General features: G+C 72.7%; 20 protein-coding genes. 14 read left to right on the top strand and 6 right to left on the bottom strand.

All coding sequences use genetic code 11. The features are described from left to right. Positions 1-202 precede the first annotated feature (202 nt). Entirely contained in the window at positions 203-1,612 is a 1,410-nt protein-coding gene (glnA, locus tag B7P34_RS13810; RefSeq protein ID WP_106676310.1) for a type I glutamate--ammonia ligase, read from the top strand. A 91-nt stretch (positions 1,613-1,703) separates the two neighbouring features. Here glnA and B7P34_RS13805 read toward each other — a convergent pair whose 3' ends face one another. Together B7P34_RS13805 and B7P34_RS13800 are read right to left on the bottom strand one after the other, a co-directional pair. Then, positions 1,704-2,459, bottom strand: a complete 756-nt coding sequence (locus B7P34_RS13805; RefSeq protein ID WP_106676308.1) for an SDR family oxidoreductase — start codon at positions 2,457-2,459, stop codon at positions 1,704-1,706. A 129-nt stretch (positions 2,460-2,588) separates the two neighbouring features. Continuing rightward, positions 2,589-2,870 carry a hypothetical protein gene (locus tag B7P34_RS13800; RefSeq protein WP_106676306.1) on the bottom strand — a complete coding sequence of 94 codons (282 nt, stop codon included), beginning with the start codon at positions 2,868-2,870 and terminating at the stop codon, positions 2,589-2,591. A 121-nt stretch (positions 2,871-2,991) separates the two neighbouring features. Between B7P34_RS13800 and B7P34_RS13795 the strand changes: the two genes are divergently transcribed. After that, positions 2,992-3,369, top strand: a complete 378-nt coding sequence (locus B7P34_RS13795; protein ID WP_106676304.1) for an ArsC/Spx/MgsR family protein — start codon at positions 2,992-2,994, stop codon at positions 3,367-3,369. 160 nt (positions 3,370-3,529) lie between these two features. Then, the gene (locus tag B7P34_RS13790) at positions 3,530-5,383 is read left to right on the top strand and encodes a glycoside hydrolase family 15 protein (RefSeq protein WP_106676303.1); all 1,854 of its coding nucleotides are present in this window, start codon (positions 3,530-3,532) and stop codon (positions 5,381-5,383) included. A gap of 58 nt (positions 5,384-5,441) precedes the next feature. Here the strand turns inward: B7P34_RS13790 and B7P34_RS13785 are convergent, their stop codons facing one another. Together B7P34_RS13785 and B7P34_RS13780 are read right to left on the bottom strand one after the other, a co-directional pair. Beyond that, positions 5,442-6,191: an SDR family oxidoreductase gene (locus B7P34_RS13785; RefSeq protein ID WP_106676301.1), complete on the bottom strand. Its 750-nt coding sequence runs from the start codon at positions 6,189-6,191 to the stop codon at positions 5,442-5,444. 26 nt (positions 6,192-6,217) lie between these two features. After that, complete coding sequence (locus tag B7P34_RS13780) at positions 6,218-6,844, bottom strand: HAD-IA family hydrolase (RefSeq protein ID WP_106676300.1); 627 nt, start codon at positions 6,842-6,844, stop codon at positions 6,218-6,220. Positions 6,845-7,000: 156 nt separating this feature from the next. On the opposite strand from B7P34_RS13780, the gene sph reads away from it, so the two are divergent. The 10 genes from sph (at position 7,001) to B7P34_RS13730 (ending at position 20,162) form a co-directional block, all read left to right on the top strand. Further along, complete coding sequence (gene sph / locus B7P34_RS13775) at positions 7,001-7,978, top strand: sphingomyelin phosphodiesterase (RefSeq protein WP_106676298.1); 978 nt, start codon at positions 7,001-7,003, stop codon at positions 7,976-7,978. 34 nt (positions 7,979-8,012) lie between these two features. Further along, positions 8,013-9,080 (top strand): S66 family peptidase, encoded by a 1,068-nt coding sequence (locus B7P34_RS13770; RefSeq protein ID WP_106676342.1) that lies wholly within the window; start codon positions 8,013-8,015, stop codon positions 9,078-9,080. Between the two features lie 137 nt (positions 9,081-9,217). Continuing rightward, positions 9,218-9,652 carry a hypothetical protein gene (locus B7P34_RS13765; protein WP_106676296.1) on the top strand — a complete coding sequence of 145 codons (435 nt, stop codon included), beginning with the start codon at positions 9,218-9,220 and terminating at the stop codon, positions 9,650-9,652. A gap of 501 nt (positions 9,653-10,153) precedes the next feature. Further along, positions 10,154-10,777 (top strand): winged helix-turn-helix domain-containing protein, encoded by a 624-nt coding sequence (locus B7P34_RS13760; RefSeq protein ID WP_106676294.1) that lies wholly within the window; start codon positions 10,154-10,156, stop codon positions 10,775-10,777. Positions 10,778-10,951: 174 nt separating this feature from the next. Next, the gene (locus B7P34_RS13755; RefSeq protein WP_106676293.1) at positions 10,952-12,253 is read left to right on the top strand and encodes a sensor histidine kinase; all 1,302 of its coding nucleotides are present in this window, start codon (positions 10,952-10,954) and stop codon (positions 12,251-12,253) included. A gap of 80 nt (positions 12,254-12,333) precedes the next feature. Beyond that, positions 12,334-12,981: a LuxR C-terminal-related transcriptional regulator gene (locus B7P34_RS13750; RefSeq protein ID WP_106676291.1), complete on the top strand. Its 648-nt coding sequence runs from the start codon at positions 12,334-12,336 to the stop codon at positions 12,979-12,981. Between the two features lie 199 nt (positions 12,982-13,180). Then, on the top strand, positions 13,181-16,339 hold the full coding sequence (locus tag B7P34_RS13745) for an alpha-N-acetylglucosaminidase (protein ID WP_106676289.1): 3,159 nt from the start codon (positions 13,181-13,183) through the stop codon (positions 16,337-16,339). Between the two features lie 213 nt (positions 16,340-16,552). Further along, a complete protein-coding gene (locus B7P34_RS13740; RefSeq protein WP_106676287.1) occupies positions 16,553-17,359 on the top strand; it encodes a tyrosine-protein phosphatase in 807 nt (268 codons plus the stop codon). A 76-nt stretch (positions 17,360-17,435) separates the two neighbouring features. Then, the gene (locus tag B7P34_RS13735; RefSeq protein ID WP_106676285.1) at positions 17,436-19,379 is read left to right on the top strand and encodes a hypothetical protein; all 1,944 of its coding nucleotides are present in this window, start codon (positions 17,436-17,438) and stop codon (positions 19,377-19,379) included. Positions 19,380-19,463: 84 nt separating this feature from the next. Then, on the top strand, positions 19,464-20,162 hold the full coding sequence (locus B7P34_RS13730) for a TetR/AcrR family transcriptional regulator (RefSeq protein ID WP_106676340.1): 699 nt from the start codon (positions 19,464-19,466) through the stop codon (positions 20,160-20,162). A gap of 16 nt (positions 20,163-20,178) precedes the next feature. Here B7P34_RS13730 and pulA read toward each other — a convergent pair whose 3' ends face one another. Next, a complete protein-coding gene (gene pulA, locus B7P34_RS13725) occupies positions 20,179-22,764 on the bottom strand; it encodes a pullulanase-type alpha-1,6-glucosidase (protein ID WP_223267826.1) in 2,586 nt (861 codons plus the stop codon). Between the two features lie 152 nt (positions 22,765-22,916). Then, positions 22,917-24,311 carry an alpha-amylase gene (locus tag B7P34_RS13720; RefSeq protein ID WP_106676281.1) on the bottom strand — a complete coding sequence of 465 codons (1,395 nt, stop codon included), beginning with the start codon at positions 24,309-24,311 and terminating at the stop codon, positions 22,917-22,919. 290 nt (positions 24,312-24,601) lie between these two features. Between B7P34_RS13720 and B7P34_RS13715 the strand changes: the two genes are divergently transcribed. Beyond that, on the top strand, positions 24,602-25,903 hold the full coding sequence (locus tag B7P34_RS13715) for an extracellular solute-binding protein (RefSeq protein WP_106676279.1): 1,302 nt from the start codon (positions 24,602-24,604) through the stop codon (positions 25,901-25,903). The last annotated feature ends 1 nt before the right edge of the window (position 25,904 follow it).

The raw sequence follows: 25,904 nt of genomic DNA, 5'->3' as shown, positions 1-25,904 counted from the left end.
GTGTTCCGTGCCGTCTCCCGCTCCCTTCCCCGTGCGTGTTTCACGGCACATCCGGGCCGCACCCCGGTTAACCTCGGCGAAACAAATGGGTCATGCCCGGGAAATCCCGTCTCTCTAGGGTCGGCCGCAGCGCGCCAGTGCGATACGGACCGCGCCACCGAAGCAATCCCCGACCGCGTGCGGCCGGGCTAGGAGGAGTTGGATGTTCCAGAACGCCGACGAGGCCAAGAAGTTCATCTCGGATGAGGACGTCAAGTTCGTCGACGTCCGATTCTGCGACCTGCCTGGCGTGATGCAGCACTTCACGATCCCGGCCGCGGCCTTCGACCCGGACGACGAGCTGGCCTTCGACGGCTCCTCCATCCGCGGCTTCCAGGCCATCCACGAGTCCGACATGGCTCTGCGCGCGGACCTGTCCACGGCCCGGATGGACCCGTTCCGCCGGGACAAGACGCTCAACATCAACTTCTTTATCCACGACCCGATCACGGGTGAGCAGTACAGCCGCGACCCGCGCAACATCGCCAAGAAGGCCGAGGCCTACCTCGCCTCCACCGGCATCGCGGACACCGCGTACTTCGGCCCGGAGGCGGAGTTCTACGTCTTCGACAGCGTGCGCTTCAACACCGCCGCGAACGAGTCCTTCTACCACATCGACTCCGAGGCCGGCGCCTGGAACACCGGTGCGGTCGAGGACAACCGCGGTTACAAGGTCCGTTACAAGGGCGGCTACTTCCCGGCCCCGCCGGTCGACCACTTCGCCGACCTGCGCGCCGAGATCTCCCTGGAGCTGGACAAGGCCGGCCTGCAGGTCGAGCGCCAGCACCACGAGGTCGGCACCGCCGGCCAGGCCGAGATCAACTACAAGTTCAACACGCTGCTCGCCGCCGCCGACGACCTGATGCTCTTCAAGTACATCGTGAAGAACGTCGCCTGGCGCAACGGCAAGACCGCGACCTTCATGCCCAAGCCGATCTTCGGCGACAACGGCTCCGGCATGCACGTCCACCAGTCCCTGTGGAACGGCGGCGAGCCCCTCTTCTACGACGAGCAGGGCTACGCCGGCCTCTCGGACACCGCCCGCTACTACATCGGCGGCATCCTCAAGCACGCCCCGTCGCTGCTGGCCTTCACCAACCCGACGGTGAACTCCTACCACCGCCTGGTCCCCGGCTTCGAGGCCCCGGTCAACCTGGTCTACTCCCAGCGCAACCGCTCCGCCGCGATGCGCATCCCGATCACGGGCTCCAACCCGAAGGCCAAGCGCGTCGAGTTCCGCGCCCCGGACCCGTCCTCGAACCCGTACCTCGCCTTCTCGGCCCTCCTCCTGGCCGGCCTCGACGGCGTCAAGAACAAGATCGAGCCCGCCGAGCCGATCGACAAGGACCTCTACGAGCTCGCCCCCGACGAGCACGCGAACGTCCCCCAGGTCCCGACCTCCCTCCCGGCCGTCCTCGACGCCCTGGAGCAGGACAACGAGTACCTCCAGGCCGGCGGCGTCTTCACCTCCGACCTGATCGAGACCTGGATCGACTACAAGCGCACCAACGAGATCGCCCCGATCCAGCTGCGCCCGCACCCGCACGAGTTCGAGATGTACTTCGACATCTAAGAACCCCCACGGGTCAGAGCGGATTCCGCCGGCCGTGCCCTTCCTTTCCGGGAGGGCACGGCCGGCGGTCTTTTCGTCTCACCCCGTCGCGTCAGCGCGTGGTGTAGCCGCCGTTGATGAAGAGGGTCTGGCCGTTGAGCCACCAGCCGTCCGTCAGCAGGAACTTCACGTACGGGACGATGTCCTCGATCTTGGTGAGGTCGCCGTTCATGGACGAGGACTTGTGGTACGCGACGGAGTCGTCCGTTTCGGCCGGGTAGAAGAACGAGGTGTCCATCGGGCCGGGGGCGATGTTGTTCACCGAGATGTTCCGGCCGAAGAGCTCTTTGGAGAGGGCACGGGTGAAGTGTTCGACGGGGGCCTTGCTGCCGGCGTAGACGGAGTAGAGGCCGGTGTAGGCGGCGAGCAGGGAGGTCACGATGGTGACGATGGAGCCGTCGCGCTCGATGCGCTTGGCGGCCTCGCGCATCATGAAGTAGGCCGCCTTGGTGTTGACGGCGAACATCTTGTCGAACTCCTCCTCCGACGTCTCGGTCATCGGCTTCTTGATGACCATGCCGGCGGTGTTCACCATGTGGTCGACCCGGCCGAACGCCCGCACCGCCGCGTCGAAGAGCTTCTCCACCTCGGCGACCTTCGTCAGGTCGCCCTGGTGGGAGACGGCGTCGCCGCCGGCCTTCTGCACGTCGGCGACGGTCTGCTCCGCCTTGTCGCGCGAGGAGTCGCTGTTGTAGTGGACGACGACCTTGGCGCCGTCCGCGGCGACCTCGCGGGCGATGAGGCCGCCGAGGTTCTTGGAGGCGCCGCCGATGACGACGACCTTGTCCTTGAGCGTACGAGCAGGCATGGGCCTCTCCCAGTGACGACATGACGCCCCTCTTGCCACGTTATGGGCAAGCCAGGGGGTTCGCATGCGGGCACGGCACGGGGAGAGGCCCGCCCCTTCCTTCGGCGGTGCTGTCAGTCAGCGCTGCTGTCAGTAGTTCGCGGCGTCGTGGATCAGGGAGCGCACCGCCCGGCACGTCGTGGCGGAGGGCTCGTGGACCCCGATGCGGACCGCCGTGGCCCGTATCCGGCGGTTGTTCGCCTGCTCCGGGCGGTAGACCCCGGAGTGCAGGAGGGCGATCGCGAGGCGCATCGCCTTCAGCTGGCGGTTGTGGGCTTCGTACCAGCCGCGCGGGCGGCCCGCGGGCATGGGCTTCTTCGGCAGCGTGGCAAGGCTCGGGAGATCGGGAAGAGTGGGTGCTGCTACGGCCATCGGCGTTCCTCCTGAGGGGGGTTCACAGCCTCTCTCGTATACCTTCGATTTTACCGCCCCCCACTGACAATCGCCCCAGCTCAGACGGGATTTGACGGGGGCAGGCGGTACGGTGTGGGGCATGGAGATCTGGATCAATCCCGCCTGTTCGAAGTGCCGCAGCGCCATCGGCCTGCTCGACGCCGAAGGGGCCGGTTACACCGTGCGCCGCTATCTGGACGACGTCCCCGGCGAGGACGAGCTGCGTGCGCTGCTCGGCCGGCTCGGCCTGGAGCCGTGGGACATCACGCGCACCCAGGAGGCGGCGGCGAAGGAGCTCGGCGTCAAGGACTGGCCGCGCGACGCGGGCGCGCGCGAGCGGTGGATCAAGGCCCTGGCCGAGCACCCGAAGCTCATCCAGCGGCCGATCATCACCGCCGACGACGGCACGGCGGTCGTGGCGCGTACGGACGAGGCCGTACGGGAGGCCCTGGCGCGGTCGCAGCCCGCCGCAGGCTGACCACCCTCCGCGGGCCGACCACCCTCCGCAGGCTGACCACCCGCCGCGGGCCGACCGTACGTCCCGGCCGGCCGTACGTCCCACAAGGCCCACCGGGCATCCGGCCGCCCCCGGCGGTATAACGGGTGGTGTGGCACGCCGCTCCGCCGAGGAGGGGCCCATGAAACCCGGCTACCTGCCCATCGAGGACCACGGGATCATCGGCGATCTGCACACCGTGGCGCTCGTCGGGGTGGACGGCACGATCGACTGGTGCTGCCTGCCCCGCTTCGACGCGCCCTCCGTCTTCGGGTCCCTGCTCGACGCCGATCGCGGCGGGTCGTTCTCCGTCACGGTGCACGACGCGGAGCGCACCAAGCAGATGTACATGCCCGACTCGAACGTCCTGCTGACCCGGTTCCTCGGCCAGGACTCGGTGGCCGAGCTGTACGACTTCATGGTGCCCGACCACCCGTCCTGCCCGGCCTCGGGCACCCGCCAGATCGTGCGCGAGGTGCGCGTGCTGCGCGGCCGGGCGGTGATCGACGTGTGCTGCCGGCCCGCCTTCGACTACGGCCGCGCCCCCCACACGGTCACCCCGGTGCGGGGTGCGGGCGTGGTCTTCGCGGGCCCGGCCGGCTTCCTCGTGCTGCGCTCGTCCGTGCCGCTGGAGCCCGGCGAGGACGGCTCCGCACGCGCGACGGTGACGCTGGAGCCCGGCCAGTCGCTGGAGCTCGCCGCGCAGTGGGACGGGGCGGGGGCCGTGCGGGAGGGCGTGGTGCGCCCGCTCGACTGCGCGGAGGCCACCCGGCTGCTGGACAAGACGCTGCAGTACTGGGACGGCTGGCTGCGGCAGTCGCAGTACCGGGGCCGCTACCGCGAGGTGGTCGAGCGCTCGGCGCTGGCCCTGAAGCTGCTGGTCTACCAGCCCACCGGCGCCCTGGTCGCCGCGGCGACCACCTCCCTGCCCGAGGCCCCGGGCGGCGGCCGGAACTGGGACTACCGCTACACCTGGGTCCGCGACGCCGCCTTCACGCTCTACGCGCTGATGCGGCTGGGCTTCACGGAGGAGGCCGCCGCGTTCATCGACTGGCTCCACCAGCGCTGCGCGCAGGCCCCGCCCGGCACCGGGCTGCAGGTGCTGTACGGCATCGACGGCCGCCCCGACCTGCCCGAGACGGTCCTGGAGCACTTCTGCGGCTACAACGGCGCGCGCCCGGTCCGGATCGGCAACGCCGCGGCCGGCCAGACCCAGCTCGACATCCACGGCGAGCTCATGGACTCCGTCTACCTGTACAACAAGCACGCCGAGCCGATCTCGTACGAGCTGTGGGAGGCGCTCGCCCGCCAGCTCGACTGGCTGCAGAAGAACTGGGAGGAGCCCGACGACGGGATCTGGGAGACCCGCGGCGGCCGGCAGCGCTTCACGTACTCCGCGCTGATGACCTGGGTCGCCTTCGAGCGGGCCATGCGCATCGCGCGCCACCGCGGCATGCCGGCCCCCGTCGAGCAGTGGCGGGACACGGCGGCGGCCGCGTACCGGTTCGTGCAGGACCGCTGCTGGTCGCCGGAGGTCGGCGCGTACTGCCAGTACCCGGACAGCCCGACGCTGGACGCGTCGCTGCTGGTGATGCCGCTGGTGAAGTTCTCCGGGCCCAAGGACCCGCGGTTCCTGTCCACGGTGCGGCGCATCGAGGAGGAGCTGGTCAGCGACAGCCTGGTGCACCGCTACCGGACGGACGGCAGCGACGGCCTGGACGGCGGCGAGGGAACGTTCAACCTGTGCTCGTTCTGGTACGTCGAGGCGCTCGCCCGCTCGGGGCGGATCGGCGAGGCCCGCTACGTCTTCGAGAAGATGATCACGCATGCGAACCACCTGGGCCTCTACGCCGAGGAGATCGGGCCCGCGGGCGAGGCGCTCGGGAACTTCCCGCAGGCGTTCACCCACCTCGCGCTGATCAGCGCCGCCACGAACCTGGACCGCGCCCTGGCCACGCACCACGGGCCGGCGGCGCGGCACTGGCACACCGGCTGAGCGGCGTCCGGACGCTGTGCTGAGCCGCGTCCGGGCGCTGTCAGATGCGCATCAGCCGTCAGATGTGCATCAGCCGCCTCTCCAGGGCCTTCGGATCGGCTCTCCACTCCCGTCCGATCTCGGCCGCGAACGCGTCCGGGAAGATGTCCTCCTCCCCCGCTTCCAGGCCGTCGATCACGGCGGCTGCCACCTCGGCGGCGGACGTTCGCGGGAACTCCCCCAGCGCGGGCTCGCAGCGGACCGCGTAGTCGAACATGTCCGTCTCGACGGGCCCGGGGAAGACGGCGTGGACCGTGATGCCCCGCGGGGCGAGGTCCGCCCGTACGGCCTGGGTCATCAGGTGCAGCGCGGCCTTCGAGGCCGGGTAGCCGCCGAGCGAAGGGGTGCCGGCGAAGGCGCCGATGCTGATGACGTTGGCGACGGCCCCGCCGCCGTTGCGCTCCACGACGGGCGCGAAGGCCCGCAGGACGCGCAGGGTGCCCAGGTAGTTGGTGCGCATCACGTCCTCGACGACGCCGAGGTCCATGTCGAGAAGGTGGCCCATCCCGTGCGTGCCGGCGTTGTTCACGAGCAGGGTGACGTCGGACGCCGCTGCGGCCGCGGCTTCGACGGTGGCGGGGTCGGTGAGGTCCAGCGCCAGCGGAACCACGCGGTCCGGGGCTTCGGCCACGACCGGTTCCAGGGCGGCCGTGTTCCGCGCGGCGGCGTGGACGCGGCGGGCGCCGCGCGCCAGGAACGCGGAGACGAACGCCCGCCCGATGCCGCGGTTGGCACCGGTCACGAGCACGGTGGAGCCTTCGATGCGCACAGGGGCGTTCCTTTCCGGAGAACCGTTCACCTCAGCGGCAGCCCGAACAGCTCTTCCAGCTTCTTCACCGTCTCCGCCGGTTCGGCGTCCAGGACGGTGGTCATGCCGAGGTCCTGGGCGGGCGGCAGATTGCGGGCCGAGTCGTCCACGAAGACACAGGCCTCGGCGGGCAGGTTCAGCTTCTTCAGGATGAGCGGGTAGATCGCGGGCTCCGGCTTGCGGACGCCGTGGTCGCCCGACAGCACCACCGCGTCGTACAGGGTGTCGAAGCCGTAGCCGCGGTAGGGGTCGTAGGGGCCGGAGCCGAGGCTGTTGGACAGGATGCCCACCTTCACGCCCGCGCGGCGGGCCGCCTGCCCCGCCGCGAGCATCAGCGGCTCGGGGCGGAGGCCGGCGAGGACCCGGCCGATCAGGTTCTCGGGGGCGACGCCGAGCAGGGCGGCGGTGCGTTCGTTCCACTCCGACTGGGCGATCCGGCCGAGCTCCAGCTGCGCGTAGATCTCGCGCCCTTCCGGGTCCGTGGAGATGACCTTGAGGAACGCGTCGGGCGCGAGGCCCTCGCGCAGGCAGAACGCCCGGGTGCAGTCGGCGATCGGGGTGGTCAGGACACCGCCGAAATCGAGCACGAGACCCTGGCGCAGGGGCGGGGGCATGAGAACTCCTCACGGTGGTCGGTCACCGCATCTCTTCCACTCTTCCAACGCACTCAACGACTCATGCGCGGTCGCGACACGAAGTCGACTCCCCGCGTAGGGGAATTGATCACCGTAAGGATGTCGGGAAGTAACAGTGGCTGATTTGATGTGGCAATGCCGACCCTGAAGCCCGCGCTCACGATCACGCTCGCCGCCGTCGCGTTCGCCGCTGCGGTGCCGCAAACGGCCGCCCAAGCCGCCACGAGCGCCGATGTTCCGGAATTGAAGGTGCTCACGTACAACACCTTCCTCATGAGCAAGAACCTGTACCCCAACTGGGGGCAGGACCACCGCGCCCGGGAGATACCCGCCGCCGGATTCTTCCGGGGAAACGACGTCGTCGTCCTGCAGGAGGCGTTCGACAACGGCGCCTCGGACGCGCTGAAGGCGAATGCGGCCGGCGCGTACCCCTACCAGACGCCGGTCGTCGGCCGCGGCAAGGACGGCTGGGACGCCACGAGCGGGAACTACTCCTCCACCACTCCGGAGGACGGCGGGGTGACGGTCCTCAGCAAGTGGCCGGTCGTCCGCAAGGAACAGGTGATATTCAACGACGCGTGCGGTGCGGACTGGTGGTCCAACAAGGGATTCGCCTACGTCGTGCTGAACGTGAACGGCGCGAAGGTGCACGTGGTGGGCACGCACGCGCAGTCGACCGACAGCGGCTGCGCGGCGGGCGAGGCCGCGGCCGACCGCGCGAAGCAGTTCCGCCAGATCGGCGCTTTCCTGGACGCGAAGAACATTCCCGCGAACGAGCAGGTCATGGTCGCCGGTGACCTGAATGTGGACGCGCACGGCAGCGAATACGCCGCCATGCTCGCGAATGCCGGTCTCGCGCCGGCGACGGAGCGCAACGGGCACCCGTACTCCTTCGACACGAAGGAGAACTCGATCGCGGCCTACCGCTATCCGACGGACGGGCGCGAGGACCTCGACTACGTCCTGCACCGCAACGGCCACGCCCGCCCGGCGTCCTGGAAGAACACGGTCGTCAAGGAGACGTCCGCGCCGTGGACGGTCTCCAGCTGGGGCAAGGACTACACGTACACCAACCTCAGCGACCACTACCCGGTCGTCGCCGGGAATTCCTGAGCCGGCCGGCGCGGACCGGCCTAGGGTGTGGCGCATGGACGCACCCGAACCGCCGCCCGCGCCCCGCCGGTATCCGCCCAAGCCCCGGCCCGGCGACCGCGTAGCGGTCATCTCGCCGTCGTCGGGGCTGCCGGGCCTCTTCCCCCGTCCGTACGAACTCGGGCTGCGGCGGCTGGAGTCGGAATTCGGGCTGGTTCCGGTGGAATACCCGGCGACGCGGAAAATGGGGGCGAGCCCCGCCGAGCGGGCCGCCGATCTGCACGCGGCATTCGCCGATCCGGACATCAAGGCGGTGTTCGCCAGCATCGGCGGCGACGACCAGATCACGGTGCTGCCGCACCTCGACCGGGAACTGGTCCGGGCGCATCCCAAGCCGTTCTTCGGCTACAGCGACAACACCGCCCTGCTGGCCTGGCTGTGGAACGCGGGAATCACCGGATTCCACGGCGCGAGCGTGATGGTGGAGCTGGGCCGGCCCGGTGCGCTGCACCCGCGGACGGCGGAGTCGCTGCGGGCCGCGCTGTTCTCCTCCGGTCCGTACGAACTGACCGCGCCGGGCGCCTCCAACGACGTCGACCGGCCCTGGGACGACCCGGCGACCTTCGCGAGCGAGCCCGTGCTCGCGCCCTGCGACGACTGGTCGTGGCGCCGTCCCGGCCGCGCCGCGGTGGAGGGCGCCGCGTGGGGCGGCAACCTCGAAGTGCTGTCGTGGCTGCTGATGGCCGACCGGGAGATCGGGCCGCCGGAGGCGTACGCGGGCTGCGTGCTGTTCCTGGAGACCTCGGAGGAGCTGCCGCCGGCCGAGGAGGTCTTCCGCGTCCTGCGCTGCATGGGCGAGCGGGGGCTGTTGCGGCAGTTCTCCGCGCTGCTGATGGGGCGGGCGAAGTCGTGGTCCTTCCAGCGGCCGCTGGGCCGGGAGGACGCGGTGGCGTACCGGCGGGCGCAGCGGGAGGCGGTGGAGCGCGCGCTGGACGCGTACGCGCCGGAGATGCCCGCGGTGTTCGACGTGGATCTCGGGCACACGGATCCGCAGCTGGTGATCCCGTACGGGGGTGTGGTGCGGGTGGACGGTCCGGCGCGGCGGATCACCGTCACGTACTGACCGTTCACCGCCACGTCCTGACCGCCACGTCCTGACCGTCGCGTACGGGCCCGGGCGAGCGGTTGTCAGTGGGGGGTGCCAGGATTCTTCCTACGCGGGTCGCCGACCGGGGGACGGCCCACCAGCGAGGGGGATCCATGGTGTCATCGACGCTGCCCATCACCGTCAACACCGAGTCCGGCGAGGTCCGTTCGCCCGTCAGCGCCGGGGAGCTGGCGGAGATCATCGCCCGGCTGGGCGGGGAGGGCGACCGGTTCGCGATCGCCGAGCGCGCGGAGCGGCCGGAGGACGCCGGGGACGAGGGCGAGGGCGACCACTACATACAGACCTGGCACGAGGCCGACGGGCCGTACGAGGTGGAGTACCGCGAGGGCACGGCCGAGCGGCACTTCGGGGTGCGGATGGAGAGCGCCGCCGAGGTGACGGCCGTGTTCGCGGCGTGGGCGCGGGGCGAGGAGGGCTGGGCGGACGGGTACGCGTGGGAGCGGGTCCGGTTTCCGGCGGAGGAGGAGCCCGGCTCCGGCTCTGCTCCTGAGCCGGCGGCGGAGGCCGGGGCGCAGGGGCAGTCATGAGGGGCAGGCGTGAGGCGTAGGCGTGAGGCGTAGGTCTGAGGCGTAGGTCTGAGGCGTAGACCTGATCGCGCCGGATGATCGCGTGCGGGCCCGGCGCGGCCGGGGAGGCCACCGGGGGCCGGGCCGGGCCGCCCGCCCGCCTCCGATTTCCGGAGTTAATTACTCCGCATTTTCCGGGCCCCGCACGGGTGGCGGGCGTCACGCCAAGGTTCCGTATCCGCCCGCACCCGCAGTCTGCTGTCCCGTCGCAGGTCATGCTTCAATAGGGGCATGGCCAGCTTCCAGAACACCGCGACGGGTCGCTTCGACCTCGAGCCCTTCTGGCCTTCCCGTCAGCACGACGACTTCGACCGAGTGTGTTGCCGCGCGACTTCCGCGCAGGCCCTCTCCTCCCGCTGACCCCCACGTCGAAGTCAGCCGCCGGTCCCCGGTCCCGGCCAACGGCCCCGCGCACACGCACGTCCCCTCGACGGTCTCTCGCGCGAAAGAGCTGAGCTCTCCATGACGAACCTCCGTACCCTCACCGTGCCCGCCCCGTCCGCCGCGGCCACCGCCACCGCCACGGCCGCCTCCCCCGCCCCGCACGCCACGGCGCATCCCCCGCACGCCGCCCACCCCTCGCATACCGTGCACCGCCACCGCCTCCGGGCCGTCTCGCCGGACGAGGTGCCGCCGGTCGCCGAGCTGCTGCACTCCGGCGCGGCCACCTGGATGCCGGCGCCCCAGCACACCGTGCCGTCGCTGCCCGGCCAGCCGCCGATGATCGGCTATCTGGTGCTCGTCCCGGCGGAGCAGCAGGCCCCCGAGTCCGCGCCCGCCGCCACCCACGGGGACGCGCTGGTGAGCATCGACCCGGAGCAGCGCACGGCCAGCGTGGCCGGGCGCCCGCTCGACCTCACGTACCTGGAGTTCGAGCTGCTGGCCCACCTGGTCGCGCACCCCCACCGGGTGCACACGCGCGACCAGTTGGTGACGACCGTGTGGGGCTACGGTCACGTGGGCGACGGCCGGACCGTGGACGTCCACGTGGCCCGGCTGCGCCGCAAGATGGGCGCCGAGCACCGCGCGTCGATCGTGACCGTCCGCCGGGTCGGCTACAAGTACGCGCCGCCGGCCGGCTACTGATCTGTTCGCCGCCGCCGAATCCCTGCGGCGAGAGCAAACGCCGAGGTCAGAGGGTGGGGCTAGGTACACCATGGCCGGGGCGGCACCCCCCGTGACGATCATGCCGAGGTCGTCCACACTGGTTCCCGGGCCCGAGAGGCGGGCCCGGGAGCACAGCACCAGGGGGAACACCGGATGAAGAAGATCAGCAACGCACTGCTGACGGCAGCGCGCGGCCTATGGCTGGCGATCTTCGGCATGGCGACGTCGATCCTGCTGTTCGTGCTGACCGTGCTCTCGGTCGCGTTCACGCTGCTGGGGATCGGCCTGTTCACCACCCCCGTGGCCGTGGGGGCCCTCCGGGCCCACGCCTCGCTGCGCCGCCGCCAGGCGAAGGCGTGGACGGGCGTGGAGATCCCCGAGCCGTACCGTCCGCTGCCCGCCCGGCGCCCCGGCCTCGCGGGCCAGGTGGAGCAGTGCGCGGCCCTGCTCAAGGACCCCGCCACCTGGCGCGACCTGCTGTGGCTGCTGGTGGACGCGACGGCCGGCACGGTGCTGGCGCTGCTCGCACCGGCCCTCGTGCTCTACCTTCCGTGGGGGATCGTGCTGGCCCTCGGCGTCTGGGAGCCGATCGACCGGGCGGGCGGAGGCCTGTGGTTCACCTTCGTCCACATCACCGACCAGTCCACCGCGAACCTGGCGGCCGCGCTCGGCGTGGTCTGGGGCGTCGTGGGCGCCTTCGTGGCCCGGCCGCTGCTGCGCACGGACTTCCTGCTGGCGAAGCAGCTGCTCGCGCCGGGCCCGGCCACGGCCCGGGAGCTGGAGCTGGCCCGGCGCGTGGACCGGCTGACCGAGTCCCGGCACGACGCGGTGGACGGCTCCGCGGCCGAGCTGCGCCGCATCGAGCGCGACCTGCACGACGGGGCGCAGGCCCGCCTGGTCGCCATGGGCATGAGCCTGGGCACGATCGAGGCGTTGATCGAGAAGGATCCGGCCCGGGCCAAGAAGCTCGTCGCCGCGGCCCGCGCCGACTCCGCCGAGGCCCTGACCGAGCTGCGCGACCTGGTACGGGGCATCCATCCGCCGGTGCTCGCCGAGCGCGGCCTGGGCGACGCCCTGCGGGCCCTGGCGCTGCGGATGCCGCTGCCCGTCGAGGTGGACGTCGAGCTGGCGGGCCGGGCGGAGGAGCCGGTCGAGACGGCGGCGTACTTCGCGGTGAGCGAGGTGCTCACCAATGCCGCCAAGCACTCGGGGGCCCGGCAGGTGTGGCTCGACGTGCACCACGCGGACGGCATGCTGCGGATCGCCGTGACGGACGACGGCCGCGGCGGGGCGGCCGCGACGGCGGACGGCCGCGGCGGGGCGGGGCGGCCGGCGGGCTCCGGGCTCGCGGGCATCGAGCGGCGCATCGGCACGCTGGACGGCGTCCTGGCCGTGAGCAGCCCCGTGGGCGGTCCCACCATGATCACGATGGAGATCCCCTGCACTGTGCGCTGACGTTCGCGTCGGCGACGATGAGGGGCGATGGGGGACGATGAGGGCTGTCCCCACCTGAACCGCAGACGCTGGAGTGCCCGTTGCGCGTTGTGCTCGCCGAAGACCTGTTCCTGCTGAGGGACGGCCTGGTCCGGCTGCTGGAGGCGTACGACTTCGAGATCGCGGCGGCGGTGGAGAGCGGCCCCGAGCTGTCCCGGGCCCTCGCCGAGCTGCGGCCGGACGTGGCGGTGGTGGACGTACGGCTGCCGCCGTCGTTCACCGACGAGGGCCTGCAGTGCGCGCTCGCCGCGCGGCGGGAGACGCCGGGCCTGCCGGTGCTGGTGCTGTCCCAGCACGTGGAGCAGCTGTACGCGCGGGAGCTGCTCGCGGACGGCAGCGGTGGCGTCGGCTATCTGCTGAAGGACCGGGTCTTCGACGCCGACCAGTTCGTGGACGCGGTCCGCAGGGTCGCGGCGGGCGGCACGGCGATGGATCCGCAGGTCATCTCGCAGCTGCTGTCGCGCCGGTCGCAGGACCGGCCGATGGGCAGGCTGACGCCGCGCGAGCGCGAGGTGATCGAGCTGATGGCGCAGGGCCGGTCGAACGCGGCGATCGCCGCGCAGCTGCACGTGACCGAGCGGGCGGTGGCGAAGCACACGTCGAACATCTTCGGGAAGCTCGGGCTGCCGCCGTCCGACGACGACAACCGCCGTGTCCTCGCGGTGCTGGCGTATCTCGACCGGGGCTGACCGGCTCCGGGCCGAGGCTGACCCGCTCCCCAACAGGGCCGGCCAGGGCCGACCGGCCGACCGTCACCAGGGCTGACCGGCCGTCCCGCCCGCCGAGCGCGGCTGAACCCCGAGCGCGCCCCGTTGCTCCCTCTGGTGACGCCGGTTAACGTGCGCCGCGCACGCGTCCGTTGTCGCATTGAGCACAGTGGAGAGCGCCATGACCGATCTGCCGACCCGTCAGCCGACCGCTCAGCCGACCGATCAGCCAAGGCCGTCGAGACGCCTGCTGCTGGGAACCGCCGGTGCGCTCGGAGCCGGAGCCGCCCTCGCCGCCCACGCGCCGCCCGCCCGGGCCGCGGCCCGCCCGCCCTTCGACACCGCCCCCGCCGCAGCGGCCCTCGTGCGGCTCCTGGGCAAGGGGCACGCGGAGCAGTTCCGGCTGACCGCGCTCGCGGCCGCCGGGGGCGAGGACCGGTTCGAGGTGACCGGCCGCACGGGGCGGATCGAGGTCGCCGGCACGAGCCCGGCGGTGCTGCTGACGGGGGTGCACTGGTACCTCAGGTACACGTGCGGGGCGCACATCACCTGGGGCGCGCGCCACGTGGACCTGCCGCGCAGTCTGCCCGCCCCGGCCCGCCCGCTGAAACGATCCTCCAGGCTCCGGCACCGCTTCGCCCTCAACGACACCAACGACGGCTACACCTTCCCGTACGCCGACTGGGCCTACTGGGAGCGGATGATCGACATCCTGGCCCTGCACGGCTGCAACGAGGTCCTCGTCATAAGCGGGCACGAGGCGGTCTACCAGCGCGTCCTCCGCGACTTCGGCTACGGCGACGCCGAGGCCCGCGGCTGGCTGCCCGCCCCCTCCCACCAGCCGTGGTGGCTCCTGCAGAACCTCAGCGGCTACGGCGGCCCGCCCGGTCAGAAGCTGATCGACTCCCGCGCCGCCCTCGGCGCCCGGATCACGGCGCGGCTGCGCGAGCTGGGCATGGCGCCCGTGCTCCCCGGCTACTACGGCTCCGTGCCGGAGGGCTTCGCCGCGCGGAACGCCGACGCGCGCGTCGTCCCGCAGGGCACCTGGCACGGCTTCCGGCGCCCGGACTGGCTGGACCCGCGCTCCGGCGCGTTCGCCCGCGTCGCCGCCTCCTTCTACGGGCACCAGGCCGCCCTCCTCGGCACCGCGCGGCACTTCAAGATGGACCTGCTGCACGAGGGCGGCACCGCGGGCGACGTGCCCGTCGCGGCCGCCGCCCGGGCCGTCGAGCAGGCCCTGCGCACGGCGCATCCGGACGCGACGTGGGTGATCCTCGGTTGGGAGGACAATCCGCTGCCCGAGCTGCTCGGCGCCGTCGACCGCGGCCGGATGCTGATCGTCGACGGCGTCTCCGACCGCTTCTCGCGCGTCCCCGACCGCGAGAAGGAGTGGGGCGGCACCCCGTACGCGTTCGGCAGCATCCCCAACTACGGCGGGCGCACCACGCTCGGCGCCAAGACGCACGTGTGGGACGAGCGGTTCTTCGCGTGGCGCGACAAGCCGGGCAGCGCCCTGGCCGGCACGGCGTACATGCCGGAGGGGGCCGACCGCGACCCCGCCGCCTTCGAGTACTTCTCCGAGCTCGCGTGGCTGGAGGGCGCGCCCGACCGCGCGCAGTGGTTCGGCGCCTACGCGGCCTTCCGCTACGGCCGTGCGGACCGGGCGGCGCGGGAGGCGTGGACCGTGCTGGGGGACACCGCGTACCGGCAGAACGCCCCCGAGCGCAGCGACCCGCACGACAGCCTCTTCGCCGCCCGCCCGGACCTCGGGGCGGACCGCGCCGCCGAGTACGCGCCGAGCGCGCCCGCCTACGACCCCGTGCGCTTCGACGCCGCCCTCGGCGGGCTGCTCGGCGTCGCGGCGGGCCTGCGCGGCGCGGACACGTACCGCTACGACCTGGTCGACGTGGCCCGGCAGGCCCTCGCCCACCGCAGCCGGCAGCTCCTCCCCCAGCTCAAGGAGGCGTACGCGCGCAAGGACCGCGCCGCCTTCCGCGCGCTGTCCGCGCTGTGGCTGAAGCTGATGCGGCTCGCCGACGACGTCGCGGGCACGCACAAGGCCTTCATGCTCGGCCCCTGGACCGCGGCGGCCCGGGCGATGGGCTCCGACGCCGACGAGGCCGCCGAGCTGGAGCGCACCGCGCGCGTGCTCATCACCGTGTGGGGCGGGCGGAGCACGTCCGACGGCGGCAAGCTGCACGACTACGGGAGCCGCGACTGGCACGGCCTCGTCGGCGACTTCTACCTGCCGCGCTGGCGGCGCCGGCTGGAGGAGCTGGAGGACGCGCTGCGGGCCGGGCGGGCGCCGCGGTCCGTGGACTGGTTCGCGATAGAGGAGTTCTGGACGCGCGAGCGCACCGAGCACCCCGTGCGACCGGTGGGCGATCCGTACCGCACGGCGGTGCGCGTGCGGGACACGCTGGCCGCCGCGCCCTACCAGGGGGCGCTCACGTCCGCGCTCGACCCGGTGGCCGTCGCGCCCGGCGGCACGGCGGCACTCTCCGCCTCGCTCACGAACGTCAACGGCTTCCGCGCCACGGGCCGCGCCGACCTCGCCGTCTCGGGCCTGCCCGCCGAAGCGGAGGGCCCCTTGTCGGTGCCGCGGCTGGAGCCCGGCGCCACGCTGGCGGCCCGCTGGCGCGTCACCGCCCCCGCGGGGCCCCTGCAACGGCCGCTGGTGCCGCTGCCGTACGAGGTGAGCGCGCGCTACGGGCCGCAGGGCGAGGAGCCGGTGCGGGCCGTGCGCGCGGGAACGCTGTTCCTGGCCGGGCCGCTGGCGGACGGCTGGCGGACGGTCACCAACAACGCCGCCGTCTTCGGGCAGTTGGGTGAGGACCGCTTCGCGATCGACGGCTCCGGCGACGACCTGTGGAAGCGGACCGAGGAGTTCGGCGCGGTGTACCGGGCGGGGGCGCTGGGCGCCGGCGCGGCCGCCGTCGTGCGGGTCCTCAGCCAGACCGACACCAATGGCTGGGCCCGCGCGGGCGTCATCGCGCGGAACGCGCTCGGCACGCGGGGGTCGGCGGGGGCGGTGAACCTCGCGCTGACGCCCGGGCAGGGCGTCGTCCTGTCGTACGACGCGAACGGCGACGGCCTGTTCGACGCCTACCGGCAGGTGGCCGGCGTCCATGCCCCGGTCTCCCTGCGGCTGACGCGCACGGGGCCCGACGTGTTCACCGCGGAGTACGCAACGGACGGCACGACGTGGCTGCCGGTCGCCACGGCGAGGGTGCCGGGGGCGGCCGCGTCCCAGGACGTGGGCCTGTTCCTGACCGCGGGGAACGACGGTACCGGGGCGCGGGGGCTGGCTCAGTTTGCCGACTGGTCGGTACGAGGGTAGGCCGGTCCGGCACCGCCGGATTCCACCGTCGTGGTTGCGCGCCGTCGCGGCGGGAGTTTTCGCCGGGCGAGCGGCCGAAAGGCCTGGCCTCCCCTGGTGCGGGGCCCCGCGGGCGCGGGCTTCGGCTCTGTTGGGCACAATAACGGTAGATAAACGGCAAATATCTGATCGATATCAGACACGCTGTGCGCTACAGACACAGGAGACGCCCGCATGCCGCAGTTCGACGCCTCGACCATCATCAACCTCCGTGACCTCGGAGGCATCGCGCTGACCGGCGACTCCGCCGTCCGCCCCGGCCTGCTGCTGCGCTCGGGCCAGCTCGACCGGCTCGACCCCGCCGCCGACCCGGCGGTCGCCGCCCTCGGCATCCACACGGTCGTCGACCTGCGTACCGAGCACGAACGGGACGAGCGGCCCGACCAGGTCCCGGACGGCGCCCGGCTGATCGTCGCGGACGTGATGGCCGACAGCGCGGCGGCCCGCGCCGCCGCCTCGGGCGACGACGTGCCCGCCAGGCTCGACTCCGTGCTGGGCAGCCCCGCCGTCGCCGAGGAGCACCTGGGCGGCGGCAAGGCCGAGAAGCTGCTCTGCGACTCGTACCGCTCCTTCGTCACCTCGGAATCGGCTTGTTCCGCCTACGGCCGCCTGCTGTCGGCGCTCGCCGAGCCGGACTGCGGCCCGCTGCTGTTCCACTGCACGGCCGGCAAGGACCGCACGGGCTGGGCGGCCGCCGTGATCCTGCTGCTCCTGGGCGCGGACGAGGAAACGGTCCGCGCCGAGTACCTCGCGGTGAACCCGGCGGTACGAGCCGCCTTCGCCCCGCTCATCGACCGGTTCACCGCGGCGGGCGGCGACCCGGAGATCGCCGACGCGATCCTCGGCGTGCGCCCGGCCTACCTCACGGCGGCGCTGGAGGAGATGGAGCGCACCTACGGCGGGGTGGAGGCGTACGTCCGCGACGGCCTCGGCATCCCCGACGACGCCGTCGACCGCATCCGGGCGCGCTGCGTCGCCTGACGCGCACCCCGAGCGGCGGGACGGGGGGCGCGCAGGGGTGAGGTGACCATCTCACCATTCACTCGTTCTATGGATCGTGGAGCAGCAAGCGACAGCCCCCCGCCCCCTCCCCGGCCCCGTCGACGTCGAGCAGGCCGAGGCCGCGCTCATCGAGCACTACCCGCGCCTGGTGCGCCTCGGGTATCTCGTCCTGCCGCCGTCGCTGGGCCGCAACCGCCGCGTGCTGACCGCGCACGCCCTCGTCCAGCGGGCCCTGCCCCGCAACCGCGTCGCGGCGGACGAGCAGGCCGGGCTCCCGGTGCCGGCGCCGCGCGGGCCCGGCGGCTCCCCCGTCGACCCCGGCTACGCCTACGTGCGGCTGCGGGTGCTGCGGTCGGCGCTGGAGGCCGGCCGGCCGCGCGGGCGCTGGCAGTTGCCGCGTCCGGGCCAGCTGCCGCCACTGCTGCCGCAGGTGTGGGGACTGCGGCTGTTCCCCCGCTCGGGCGGTGCCGACGAGCTCGCCCTGGACCAGGCGCTGGCCGCCCTGTCCGGCCCCGGCCGCGCGGCGTACGTGCTGCGCGCCCTGGAGGTGCCCGCGGACCGCGACGTCCGGCAGGTGCTGGCCGCGGCGGGCGTCGAGGACCCGGGGGCGGCGGTGCTCGAAGCGGACGGGCTGCGCACCCCGGCGGGCAGCCGGGACGGCTCGCTGCTGGAGTCCATGGAGTTCGACCCCTGTTCCCTGCAGGCCCGGCCCACGGACCTGATGCGCCGCCGGCACCACACCCGGGCCGCGCTGGCGGCCGCCGCGGCGGCCGCGGTGTGCGGGATCCTCGTCGCCCTGCCCGGCGACGGCTGGGGCCCTGACGGCGCCGCCGCCCCGCCCTACGCGCAGAACGCCGCGGCGCAGCAGGCCCTCGACCCGGCCAAGCTGACGAAGGCGGCGCCCGGCGCCTGGAAGACCGCCGACCGCCCCGGCTTCGCCGCGTGGCCCGCCCGCGGCAACCGCCTCGGCGACGAGGAGCTGCTGCACCGCGCGCTCGCCGTGTGGGCGCGCCCCGGCCGCTCGGTCCAGGTCACGGCCACCCCCGGCACCCCCTCCGGACCGGCCGCCGGCCCGCCCCAGCTGCTGTTCGCGGGCGAGGTCGGGCAGGCCGCGGTGGTGCTGCTCCACGACGGTCTGCGCGTCGTGCGCTACGCCGAGTCGAAGGACGGCGACACCGCCGCGGCGGCCCTGGACTTCGCCCGGGCCGATGCCGCGGACGCCGGCACCGCGACGGCCCTCGTCGTGGGCCGCGCCGACAACAACGTCCGCTATCTGACCGCCCCTTGGGTGGACGACGTCTCCGTGCGCGACCTCCTCAAGCCCGGTGACGCCCCGATCCCGCTGCACCGCGACAAGGACGGCGTGACCGACCCGACGCCCAGCCCGGCCCCCGGCAACGACTGCAACGGCTGGCCCGCCCTGCAGATGGGCGGCCACCTCGTCACCGACCTCGGCGAGCTGGCCCCCGCCCTCCTCACCACGGGCTCCCCCGCCACCGGCCACGACGTGAGCGGCGACCGGGCCCGGGCCGGCTGGGCCCACGCCGCCTGCCACCTGCAGACCATGCGGGGCCAGGGCGTGCGGTCGGTCAACGCCTGGCCGTTCGCGTCCCAGCAGCTGCCCGGCGGGGCCGGCAGCGCGGAGTGGACGTGCGCCCGCGCCGAGACGTGGCGGGGCGCGGGCAGCCGGGCCCTGGCCCTGTTCCAGCCGCCCGGCACGCGGCCCGGGGCCCCGGCCACCGTCGTCGCCCGCGCCGAGTCCTCGCCCGCCTGCGGGGCCCGCGACCCGCACGTCCTCGCGGGCGTCCTGTGGAAGGCGGCGAGCGGCACGTGGTACGCCCTGGCGGCCGGCGGCGGCGACGTCCGGTCCATCACGGCCACGGGCGGCGTCCACGGCACCGCCGCCGGCGACCGGCTGGCCGTCCCGGCCAGGGCGGGGGCCCAGGCCGAGCTCAGCGCCCGCCTCGCCGACGGCACCCGGATTTCCACTCTGCGGTAGCGCCGCTCCAAGAGCTGAAATAGTGTCAGCAGGCCGGAAAACAGGGGAGGATGACGGTTTCCGGTCTGCCCTAAGATGACCGCCATGAAGACCGGGATACGTCGCAGGATGGGTGTCGAGCAGCGCCGTGAGCAGCTGATCTCGGTCGCGCTCGAGCTGTTCGGGCACCGTTCGCCGGACGACGTCTCCATCGACGAGATAGCAGCCGCGGCCGGGATCTCCCGGCCGCTCGTCTATCACTACTTCCCCGGCAAGCAGAGCCTCTACGAGGCCGCGCTCAGCCGCGCCGCACAGCAGCTCGCGGCCCTCTTCGACGAGCCCCGCGAGGGCCCCCTCGGCGCCCGCCTGCTGCGCGTCATGGGCCGCTTCTTCGACTTCGTGGAGGAGCACGGCACGGGCTTCTCCGCCCTCATGCGCGGCGGCCCCGTGGCGGGCTCCGGCCGCACGTGCGCCCTGATCAACAAGGTGCGGCGGGCCGCGTACGACGAGATGCTCGCCCACCTGGGCATCCCCGCCCCCGGCCCGCGCCTTGAGCTCGCCCTCCGCTCCTGGATCTCCCTCACGGAGACGACGGCGCTGCTCTGGCTCGACGGCCGCCGCGTCCCCCGCGGCGACCTGGAGGTGCAGCTGGTCCACGCCTTCGCGGCACTCGCCGCCGTCGGCGCGGCCGGTGACGACGACATGGCGGCCGTGCTGCGCCGCCTCCTGGAGGACGAGCCGGCCCACGGGCCGTTCACGGACCTCGTGGACCGGCTCGGCGCGGCGGTCCCCCAGCCGACCTGACGCCCCGGCCGGCGCCCTAGCCGGCCTTGAAGACGGCGACGGTCCGGGCGGGGACGGTGAACGTGCCCGTCGCGGGCGCGTAGGCCGCGGCCTTGACGGCAGGGTCCGCGCCGGACGCCTGCACCGGGTGCAGGGCGTAGGGCGTGCCGGCGAGGGCGGCGATGCGCTGGTCCTGCGGCTGCGGGGTCGCGTTGAAGACGACGACCAGGTCACCGAGGCGCATGGTGACGGCGCCGGGCGTCTCCTCCGGCCCGGAGAGCGGGAACGACAGCGTCGCCTGGACGGCCTCGGCGGTCGCGAGGCCGAACGCCTTCTCCGTCGTACGGATGCGCAGCAGGTCGCGGTAGGCGGCGGAGGCCGCCTCGACGGGCCCGCAGCCGGCCTTCAGGGCCGGGTCCGCGAGGAGCGGCCGGGCGTAGGGCCACTTGGCCTCGTTGTCGCGGGCCGGAGGCAGGCCGCGGCCGAAGCCGTTGCCGTCGGCGCAGTCCCAGTGGATCGCGTTGAACCAGTCGCCGCTGTCGTACGAGTTGCGGTCCAGCGACTTCGAGCGCAGCCGGTCCGTGCCGGCCTGGGAGAGCGCCGGGCCCTGGGACAGGGCGGCCGTGGCCATGGCGAGGACCTGCATGCGGGCCCGGTTTGCGGGCGACGTGGTCTGCGGGAGCTTGAAGGCGAGGGCGTCGTAGAGCGTCTCGTTGTCGTGCGCGTCGGCGTAGGCGAGGGCGTCGCCGGGGGCGGCGGCGTAACCGGCGGGCCGGCCGTTGTAGTCGACGCCGTCGCCGCGGACGCTGCGGCCCGCGGAGTCGGTGAAGCGGTAGCCGGCGAGGTTGCCCGTCAGGCCGACCTTCAGGAGGTCCTGGTCGTGCAGGAGCCGGGCGCGCTGCTCGGCCGGGGTGCCCTGCGAGGCGGCGTTGGGGTCGGTGAGGAGCCCAGAGGCGAAGCCCTGCATGCGGGGGTCGGCGTCGAAGGGGCCGCCGCCGCGGACGGCGTCGCGGGCGCGGTCCGAGAAGGTGGCGATGCCGGTGCCGGCCATGTTCTTCTGCGTGGCCTGGACGAAGCGGGAGTCGTTCGCGGCCTCGCCGAAGTCCCAGCCCTCGCCGTAGAGGATCACGGACTTGCCGTCGACGCCGTCCTTGTCCGGGGTGAGCGCGTCGAGGGCCTTGCGGACGGCCAGGATGTTCGCCTTGGGGTGGTGGCCCATGAGGTCGAAGCGGAAGCCGTCGACCTTGTACTCCTTCGCCCACGTCACCACTGAGTCCACGACGAGCTTGCCCATCATGGCGTGCTCGGGCGCGGTGCCCGCACAGCACGTCGACGTCGCGACGCTGCCGTCGTCCATGAGGCGCTGGTAGTAGCCGGGCACGATCCGGTCGAGGACGGACCTGTCGTCCTGCCCGGCCGCGGCGGTGTGGTTGTAGACGACGTCCATGACCGTGCGCAGGCCGGCGCCGGCCAGGCCCTGCACCATCCGCCGGAACTCGCGGGTGCGGCCGGGGCCGTCCGGGTCCGAGGCGTACGAGCCCTCCGGCACGGTGTAGTGCAGCGGGTCGTAGCCCCAGTTGTACGCGTCGCGCGCGGCGGTGCCGCGGACGCACTCCTGCTGGCGGTCCGAGTCGGCGGGGAGGGCGGCCAGGTCGCACGGCGGCGTGGCCTGGTCCGCGCGGCGCTCGGGGACGGTGGCGAAGTCGAAGGCGGGGAGGAGGTGGACGTAGGAGGTGCCGGCGGCGGCGAGGGCGGTCAGGTGGCGCATGCCGGGGGACGTGCGGTCGGTGAAGGCGAGGTAGCCGCCCTGGCTTCCGCCTCCGCTGGAGAAGTCGCGTATGTGCAGTTCCTGGATCTGCGCGTCGCGCAGCGGCACGGCCTTCGGCTTGCGCAGGCCGCGCCAGCCGGGCGGGGCCAGGGCCGGATCGGCGAGGTCCGTGACCAGGCTGCGGGCGGAGTCGGCCGTCAGGGCCGTGGAGTACGGGTCCGTGACGAGGTTCGTGACCACTCCGCCGGCGGCCGGGGCGTAGACGGTGACCGCGTAGCGGTAGGGCTTGCCGGACCAGCCCCGGGTGCCGGTGGCGCTCCAGACGCCGCTCGCGTCGTCCCGGCGCATGGGGACGGTGCGGCCGTCGAGTTCCAGGGCCACGTTCCGGGCCGTGGGGGCCCAGAGGGCGAGAGTGGGGCGGCCGTTGCGGAAGGACGGGCCGAGGGTCGCCTTCGCGGCGGCGGTCGCGTACAGGTCGTCGAGGACGCCGGGGGTTTGCACGCCCGTGGTCACGTCGCCGGCGGCGGCCGTGACGGCGCCTCTGAGGGCGGTTCGCTCCTGGTCCGGGGTCGCGGTGACGCGGTAGGCGTCGTATCCGGCGAGGTGGGGGTACTTCGCCCGTTGGGCGGGGGTGAGGCCGCCGGGGGTCGGCGTGAGGGTGAAGCTGCCGCCGTCGTGGAGGAGGCGGTGGGGGTGGGTGGGGTCGCCCAGGCCCTTCGGCCAGGCGACGGTCGTGCGGTCGATCCACTGGGCCCTTGCCCCTGTGGGGGGCGGGGGTTCGGCGTGGGCGACGCCGGTCCCGGCGAGGGGGAGGGCGAGGCCTATGGCCGCCGCGAGCGTGGCTAGTCGTTTCACGAAGGGGCTCTCCTTCAGCTGGGGTCAAAGATGGGCCTTTCCCCTACCCGCCCCTTCCCGCAACCGGGGCTCCGCCCCGGACCCCCGTATCGCGCTGAACGCGCTCGTCCTCAAACGCCGGACGGGCTGAGATGGGAGGGGTCAGGGGAAAATCAACCGCACGTACGCGCACCCACGTGCACCGCCAGTGCCGTGTTCGGCGCCACCGTCGCCGTGAAGCGGCCGTTCGCGTCCACGGTCACCCGTCGTCCGCTCTGCACGTCGCAGTAGTCGCCGCCCGGCAGCCCCGTCTCGAAGGTGCGTGTCAGCGCGAAGGCCTCGTGGTTGACGACGACATAGCCCTTGTCGCCGCGCCCGAAGGCGATCGCCTGGTACCCGTTGTCCCACCAGCCGCTCACCGCCGTGCCCCGCACCGCATTGCGGAAGGCGACCATGCTGCGGATCTCCGGCCACTTGTGCTGGCACTTCCAGCCGTCCTGCCAGCAGGCGTTGACCGCGCCCCCGTTGGGCGGCCCGGCGTCGCGGTCGGTGAACTCGTAGCCGGAGTGGATGTCGGGCGAGCCGTAGGGCCAGGCGAGCATGAAGACGCTGGCGAGGGTGTAGTCGGCGCCGTCCTTGTAGGTGAGGGTGTCGCCGCCGCGCTCGGTGTCGTGGTTGTCGACGAAGACGGAGGCCTGGCCGCCGGGCAGGTAGCCCCAGCCCTCGCCGTAGTTCTTCAGGTAGGCGAGCCGCTCGCGCTGGAACACCCGCTTGAGGTCGCGCGCGTAGCGGAACTCCTGGGCGTCGCCGGTGCCGAGGTACTCCTCGGGCTGGACGGCTTCTCCGGCGCCGTAGATGGTCTCCTGCTTCCAGTACACGCCGCTGCGGCTGAGCCGCGACTTGATCGCGGCGAGGTCGGCCGCGGGGATGTGCTTGGCGGCGTCGATGCGGAAGCCGTCGGCGCCGAGCGAGAGCAGGTCGTTCAGGTATCCGGCGATGCGGGCGCGGACGGGTTCCTCGCCGGTGTCGAGGTCGGCGAGGCCGACGAGTTCGCAGTCCTGGACGTTGCGGCGGTCGCGGTAGTCGCTGACGACGGTGGTGCAGTCGTCCATGTCCTGGCGCCGGTACGTGCCGGGGTAGTCGTACTTCGTATACGCGGAGCCGCCGGTTCCGGTGCCGGAGCCGGCGGCCATGTGGTTGATGACGGCGTCGACGACGACCTTGACTCCCGCGCTATGGCAGGAATTGACCATGTTCGCGAAGGCGGTCCGGTCGCCCAGCCGGCCCGCTATCGCGTAGCTGACCGGCTGATACGAGGTCCACCACTGCGGGCCCTGGACGTGCTCCTGCGGCGGGGAGACCTGGACGTGACCGTAACCCGACGGCCCGAGCACGTCCTTGCACTCCTTCGCGACCGCGTCGTACTTCCACTCGAAGAGGACGGCGGTGACGTCCTTGCCGCCGGGCGCGGCGGCCGCGGCGGGCGGGGCGGAGGCCGCCGCTGAGGCGGCGAGGACGAATGCCGCGGCAAGGGCTCTTCCGGGCGCACTTCGGGGCGTTGAGGGCATGCCGAGCTCCTGGAGGTGGGGGATGCGTGGAGCGGCCCGGCAGCAATGAAGGCAATGAAGGTTCTTGCGCAAGCCGTTCGCAAGCCATCCGGAACCTGCCGCGCACGAGACCGTACGAGGCCCGTAAGAGCCGGTCAACCCCCTGGACACGAGACGGTTACCACCGAGAAATCTCGCCGTTTCGTTCTTGCAAACCCTTTCGCAAGAGATTGCAGCCTGTTACCTTCCTCCACAGCTCGGGGCCGCCCGCGACGGTCGGCCTCCTTCACGAGCTTCACGAGGAGATCCATATGCGAAGAGGCATATCGGTCGCTGCCGTCGTCGGTGTGCTCGCGCTCACCGCGACCGCGTGCGGCGGTGACGGCGGAGGCGGTAACGACGGCGCCAAGGCGGCGAGCGACCCGGGCAGCGTCAGCGGCACCGTCACCTGGTGGGACACCTCGGACGCCACCAACGAGGCGCCCGCGTTCAAGAAGCTGGTGTCGGCCTTCGAGCAGAAGTACCCGAAGATCAAGGTCGAGTACGTCAACGTGCCCTTCGACCAGGCCCAGCAGAAGTTCAAGACCGCCGCGGCGACCGGCAAGGGCGCCCCGGACGTGCTCCGTTCCGACGTCGGCTGGACGCCCGGCTTCGCCCAGCTCGGCTACCTCAAGGACCTCACCGGCACCCCGGCCCTGGAGGCGCCCGAGGACTTCCTGGAGGGCCCGCTGAAGAACGCGGCCTACCAGGGCAAGACGTACGGCGTCCCGCAGGTCACCGACACCCTCGGACTGCTCTACAACAAGGAGCTGTTCGCCAAGGCCGGCATCGAGAAGCCCCCGGCCACCTGGCAGGAGGTCAAGGACGCCGCCGCGAAGATCAAGGACAAGACGGGCGCCGAGGGCATCGGCCTCAGCCCGGACAGCTACTACTCGCTGCCCTTCCTCTACGGCGAGAACAGCGACATGGTCGACGTCGCCAAGAAGAAGATCACCATCTCCTCGGCCGCGTCCCGCAAGGGCATCGAGACGGCCGTCGACCTCGTGAAGTCCGGCGCCGCGCCCAAGCCGGCCGGCACCGACGGCTACAACGCCCTCAAGACGGACTTCAAGAACGGCAAGCTGTCGATGCTGATCGACGGCCCCTGGGCGACCAAGGAGATCTTCGGCGGCGACGCGTACAAGTCCAAGGACAACCTGGGCATCGCGGCGATCCCGGCGGGTTCCACGGGCACCGCGGGCGCGCCGGTCGGCGGCCACAACCTGGTGGTCTACGCGGGCTCGAAGAACTTCGACGCCTCCTACCTCTTCACGCGCTTCATGACCGGCGCCGCGCAGCAGGAGCAGGCCTCGACGGGCGTCGGCGTGCTGCCGACGCGCAAGTCCGCCTACACCAAGGAGGTGCTGGCCGACCCGGTCCGCAGCGCGTACTACCAGGCGCTGTCGAAGGCCCACGCGCGGCCCGCGATCCCGCAGGGCGGCGATCTGTTCACCGACTGGCTGAAGCACTACACCCAGATCCTCACGCTCAAGGAGGACCCGAAGGACGGGCTGGACGCCACGGCCAAGGCCTGGCAGTCCGCGCTCCTCAAGGACTACGGCATCGAGGAGTAGG

The sequence above is a fragment of the Streptosporangium nondiastaticum genome, assembly GCF_003011965.1.
In the GTDB taxonomy this organism is placed as follows: Bacteria; Actinomycetota; Actinomycetes; order Streptomycetales; family Streptomycetaceae; genus Streptomyces; species Streptomyces nondiastaticus.
Note: the sequence above shows the minus strand (reverse complement) of the source record. Positions and strands in the feature narration are given on the sequence as shown.

Excerpts from the sequence above, each read along its gene's own strand:
- glnA (WP_106676310.1), top strand. The coding sequence starts at position 203 with ATGTTCCAGAACGCCGACGAGGCCAAGAAGTTCATCTCGGATGAGGAC.
- B7P34_RS13805 (WP_106676308.1), bottom strand. The coding sequence starts at position 2,459 with ATGCCTGCTCGTACGCTCAAGGACAAGGTCGTCGTCATCGGCGGCGCC.
- B7P34_RS13800 (WP_106676306.1), bottom strand. The coding sequence starts at position 2,870 with ATGGCCGTAGCAGCACCCACTCTTCCCGATCTCCCGAGCCTTGCCACG.
- B7P34_RS13795 (WP_106676304.1), top strand. The coding sequence starts at position 2,992 with ATGGAGATCTGGATCAATCCCGCCTGTTCGAAGTGCCGCAGCGCCATC.
- B7P34_RS13790 (WP_106676303.1), top strand. The coding sequence starts at position 3,530 with ATGAAACCCGGCTACCTGCCCATCGAGGACCACGGGATCATCGGCGAT.
- B7P34_RS13780 (WP_106676300.1), bottom strand. The coding sequence starts at position 6,844 with ATGCCCCCGCCCCTGCGCCAGGGTCTCGTGCTCGATTTCGGCGGTGTC.
- sph (WP_106676298.1), top strand. The coding sequence starts at position 7,001 with ATGCCGACCCTGAAGCCCGCGCTCACGATCACGCTCGCCGCCGTCGCG.
- B7P34_RS13770 (WP_106676342.1), top strand. The coding sequence starts at position 8,013 with ATGGACGCACCCGAACCGCCGCCCGCGCCCCGCCGGTATCCGCCCAAG.
- B7P34_RS13765 (WP_106676296.1), top strand. The coding sequence starts at position 9,218 with ATGGTGTCATCGACGCTGCCCATCACCGTCAACACCGAGTCCGGCGAG.
- B7P34_RS13760 (WP_106676294.1), top strand. The coding sequence starts at position 10,154 with ATGACGAACCTCCGTACCCTCACCGTGCCCGCCCCGTCCGCCGCGGCC.
- B7P34_RS13755 (WP_106676293.1), top strand. The coding sequence starts at position 10,952 with ATGAAGAAGATCAGCAACGCACTGCTGACGGCAGCGCGCGGCCTATGG.
- B7P34_RS13745 (WP_106676289.1), top strand. The coding sequence starts at position 13,181 with ATGACCGATCTGCCGACCCGTCAGCCGACCGCTCAGCCGACCGATCAG.
- B7P34_RS13740 (WP_106676287.1), top strand. The coding sequence starts at position 16,553 with ATGCCGCAGTTCGACGCCTCGACCATCATCAACCTCCGTGACCTCGGA.
- B7P34_RS13730 (WP_106676340.1), top strand. The coding sequence starts at position 19,464 with ATGAAGACCGGGATACGTCGCAGGATGGGTGTCGAGCAGCGCCGTGAG.
- B7P34_RS13720 (WP_106676281.1), bottom strand. The coding sequence starts at position 24,311 with ATGCCCTCAACGCCCCGAAGTGCGCCCGGAAGAGCCCTTGCCGCGGCA.
- B7P34_RS13715 (WP_106676279.1), top strand. The coding sequence starts at position 24,602 with ATGCGAAGAGGCATATCGGTCGCTGCCGTCGTCGGTGTGCTCGCGCTC.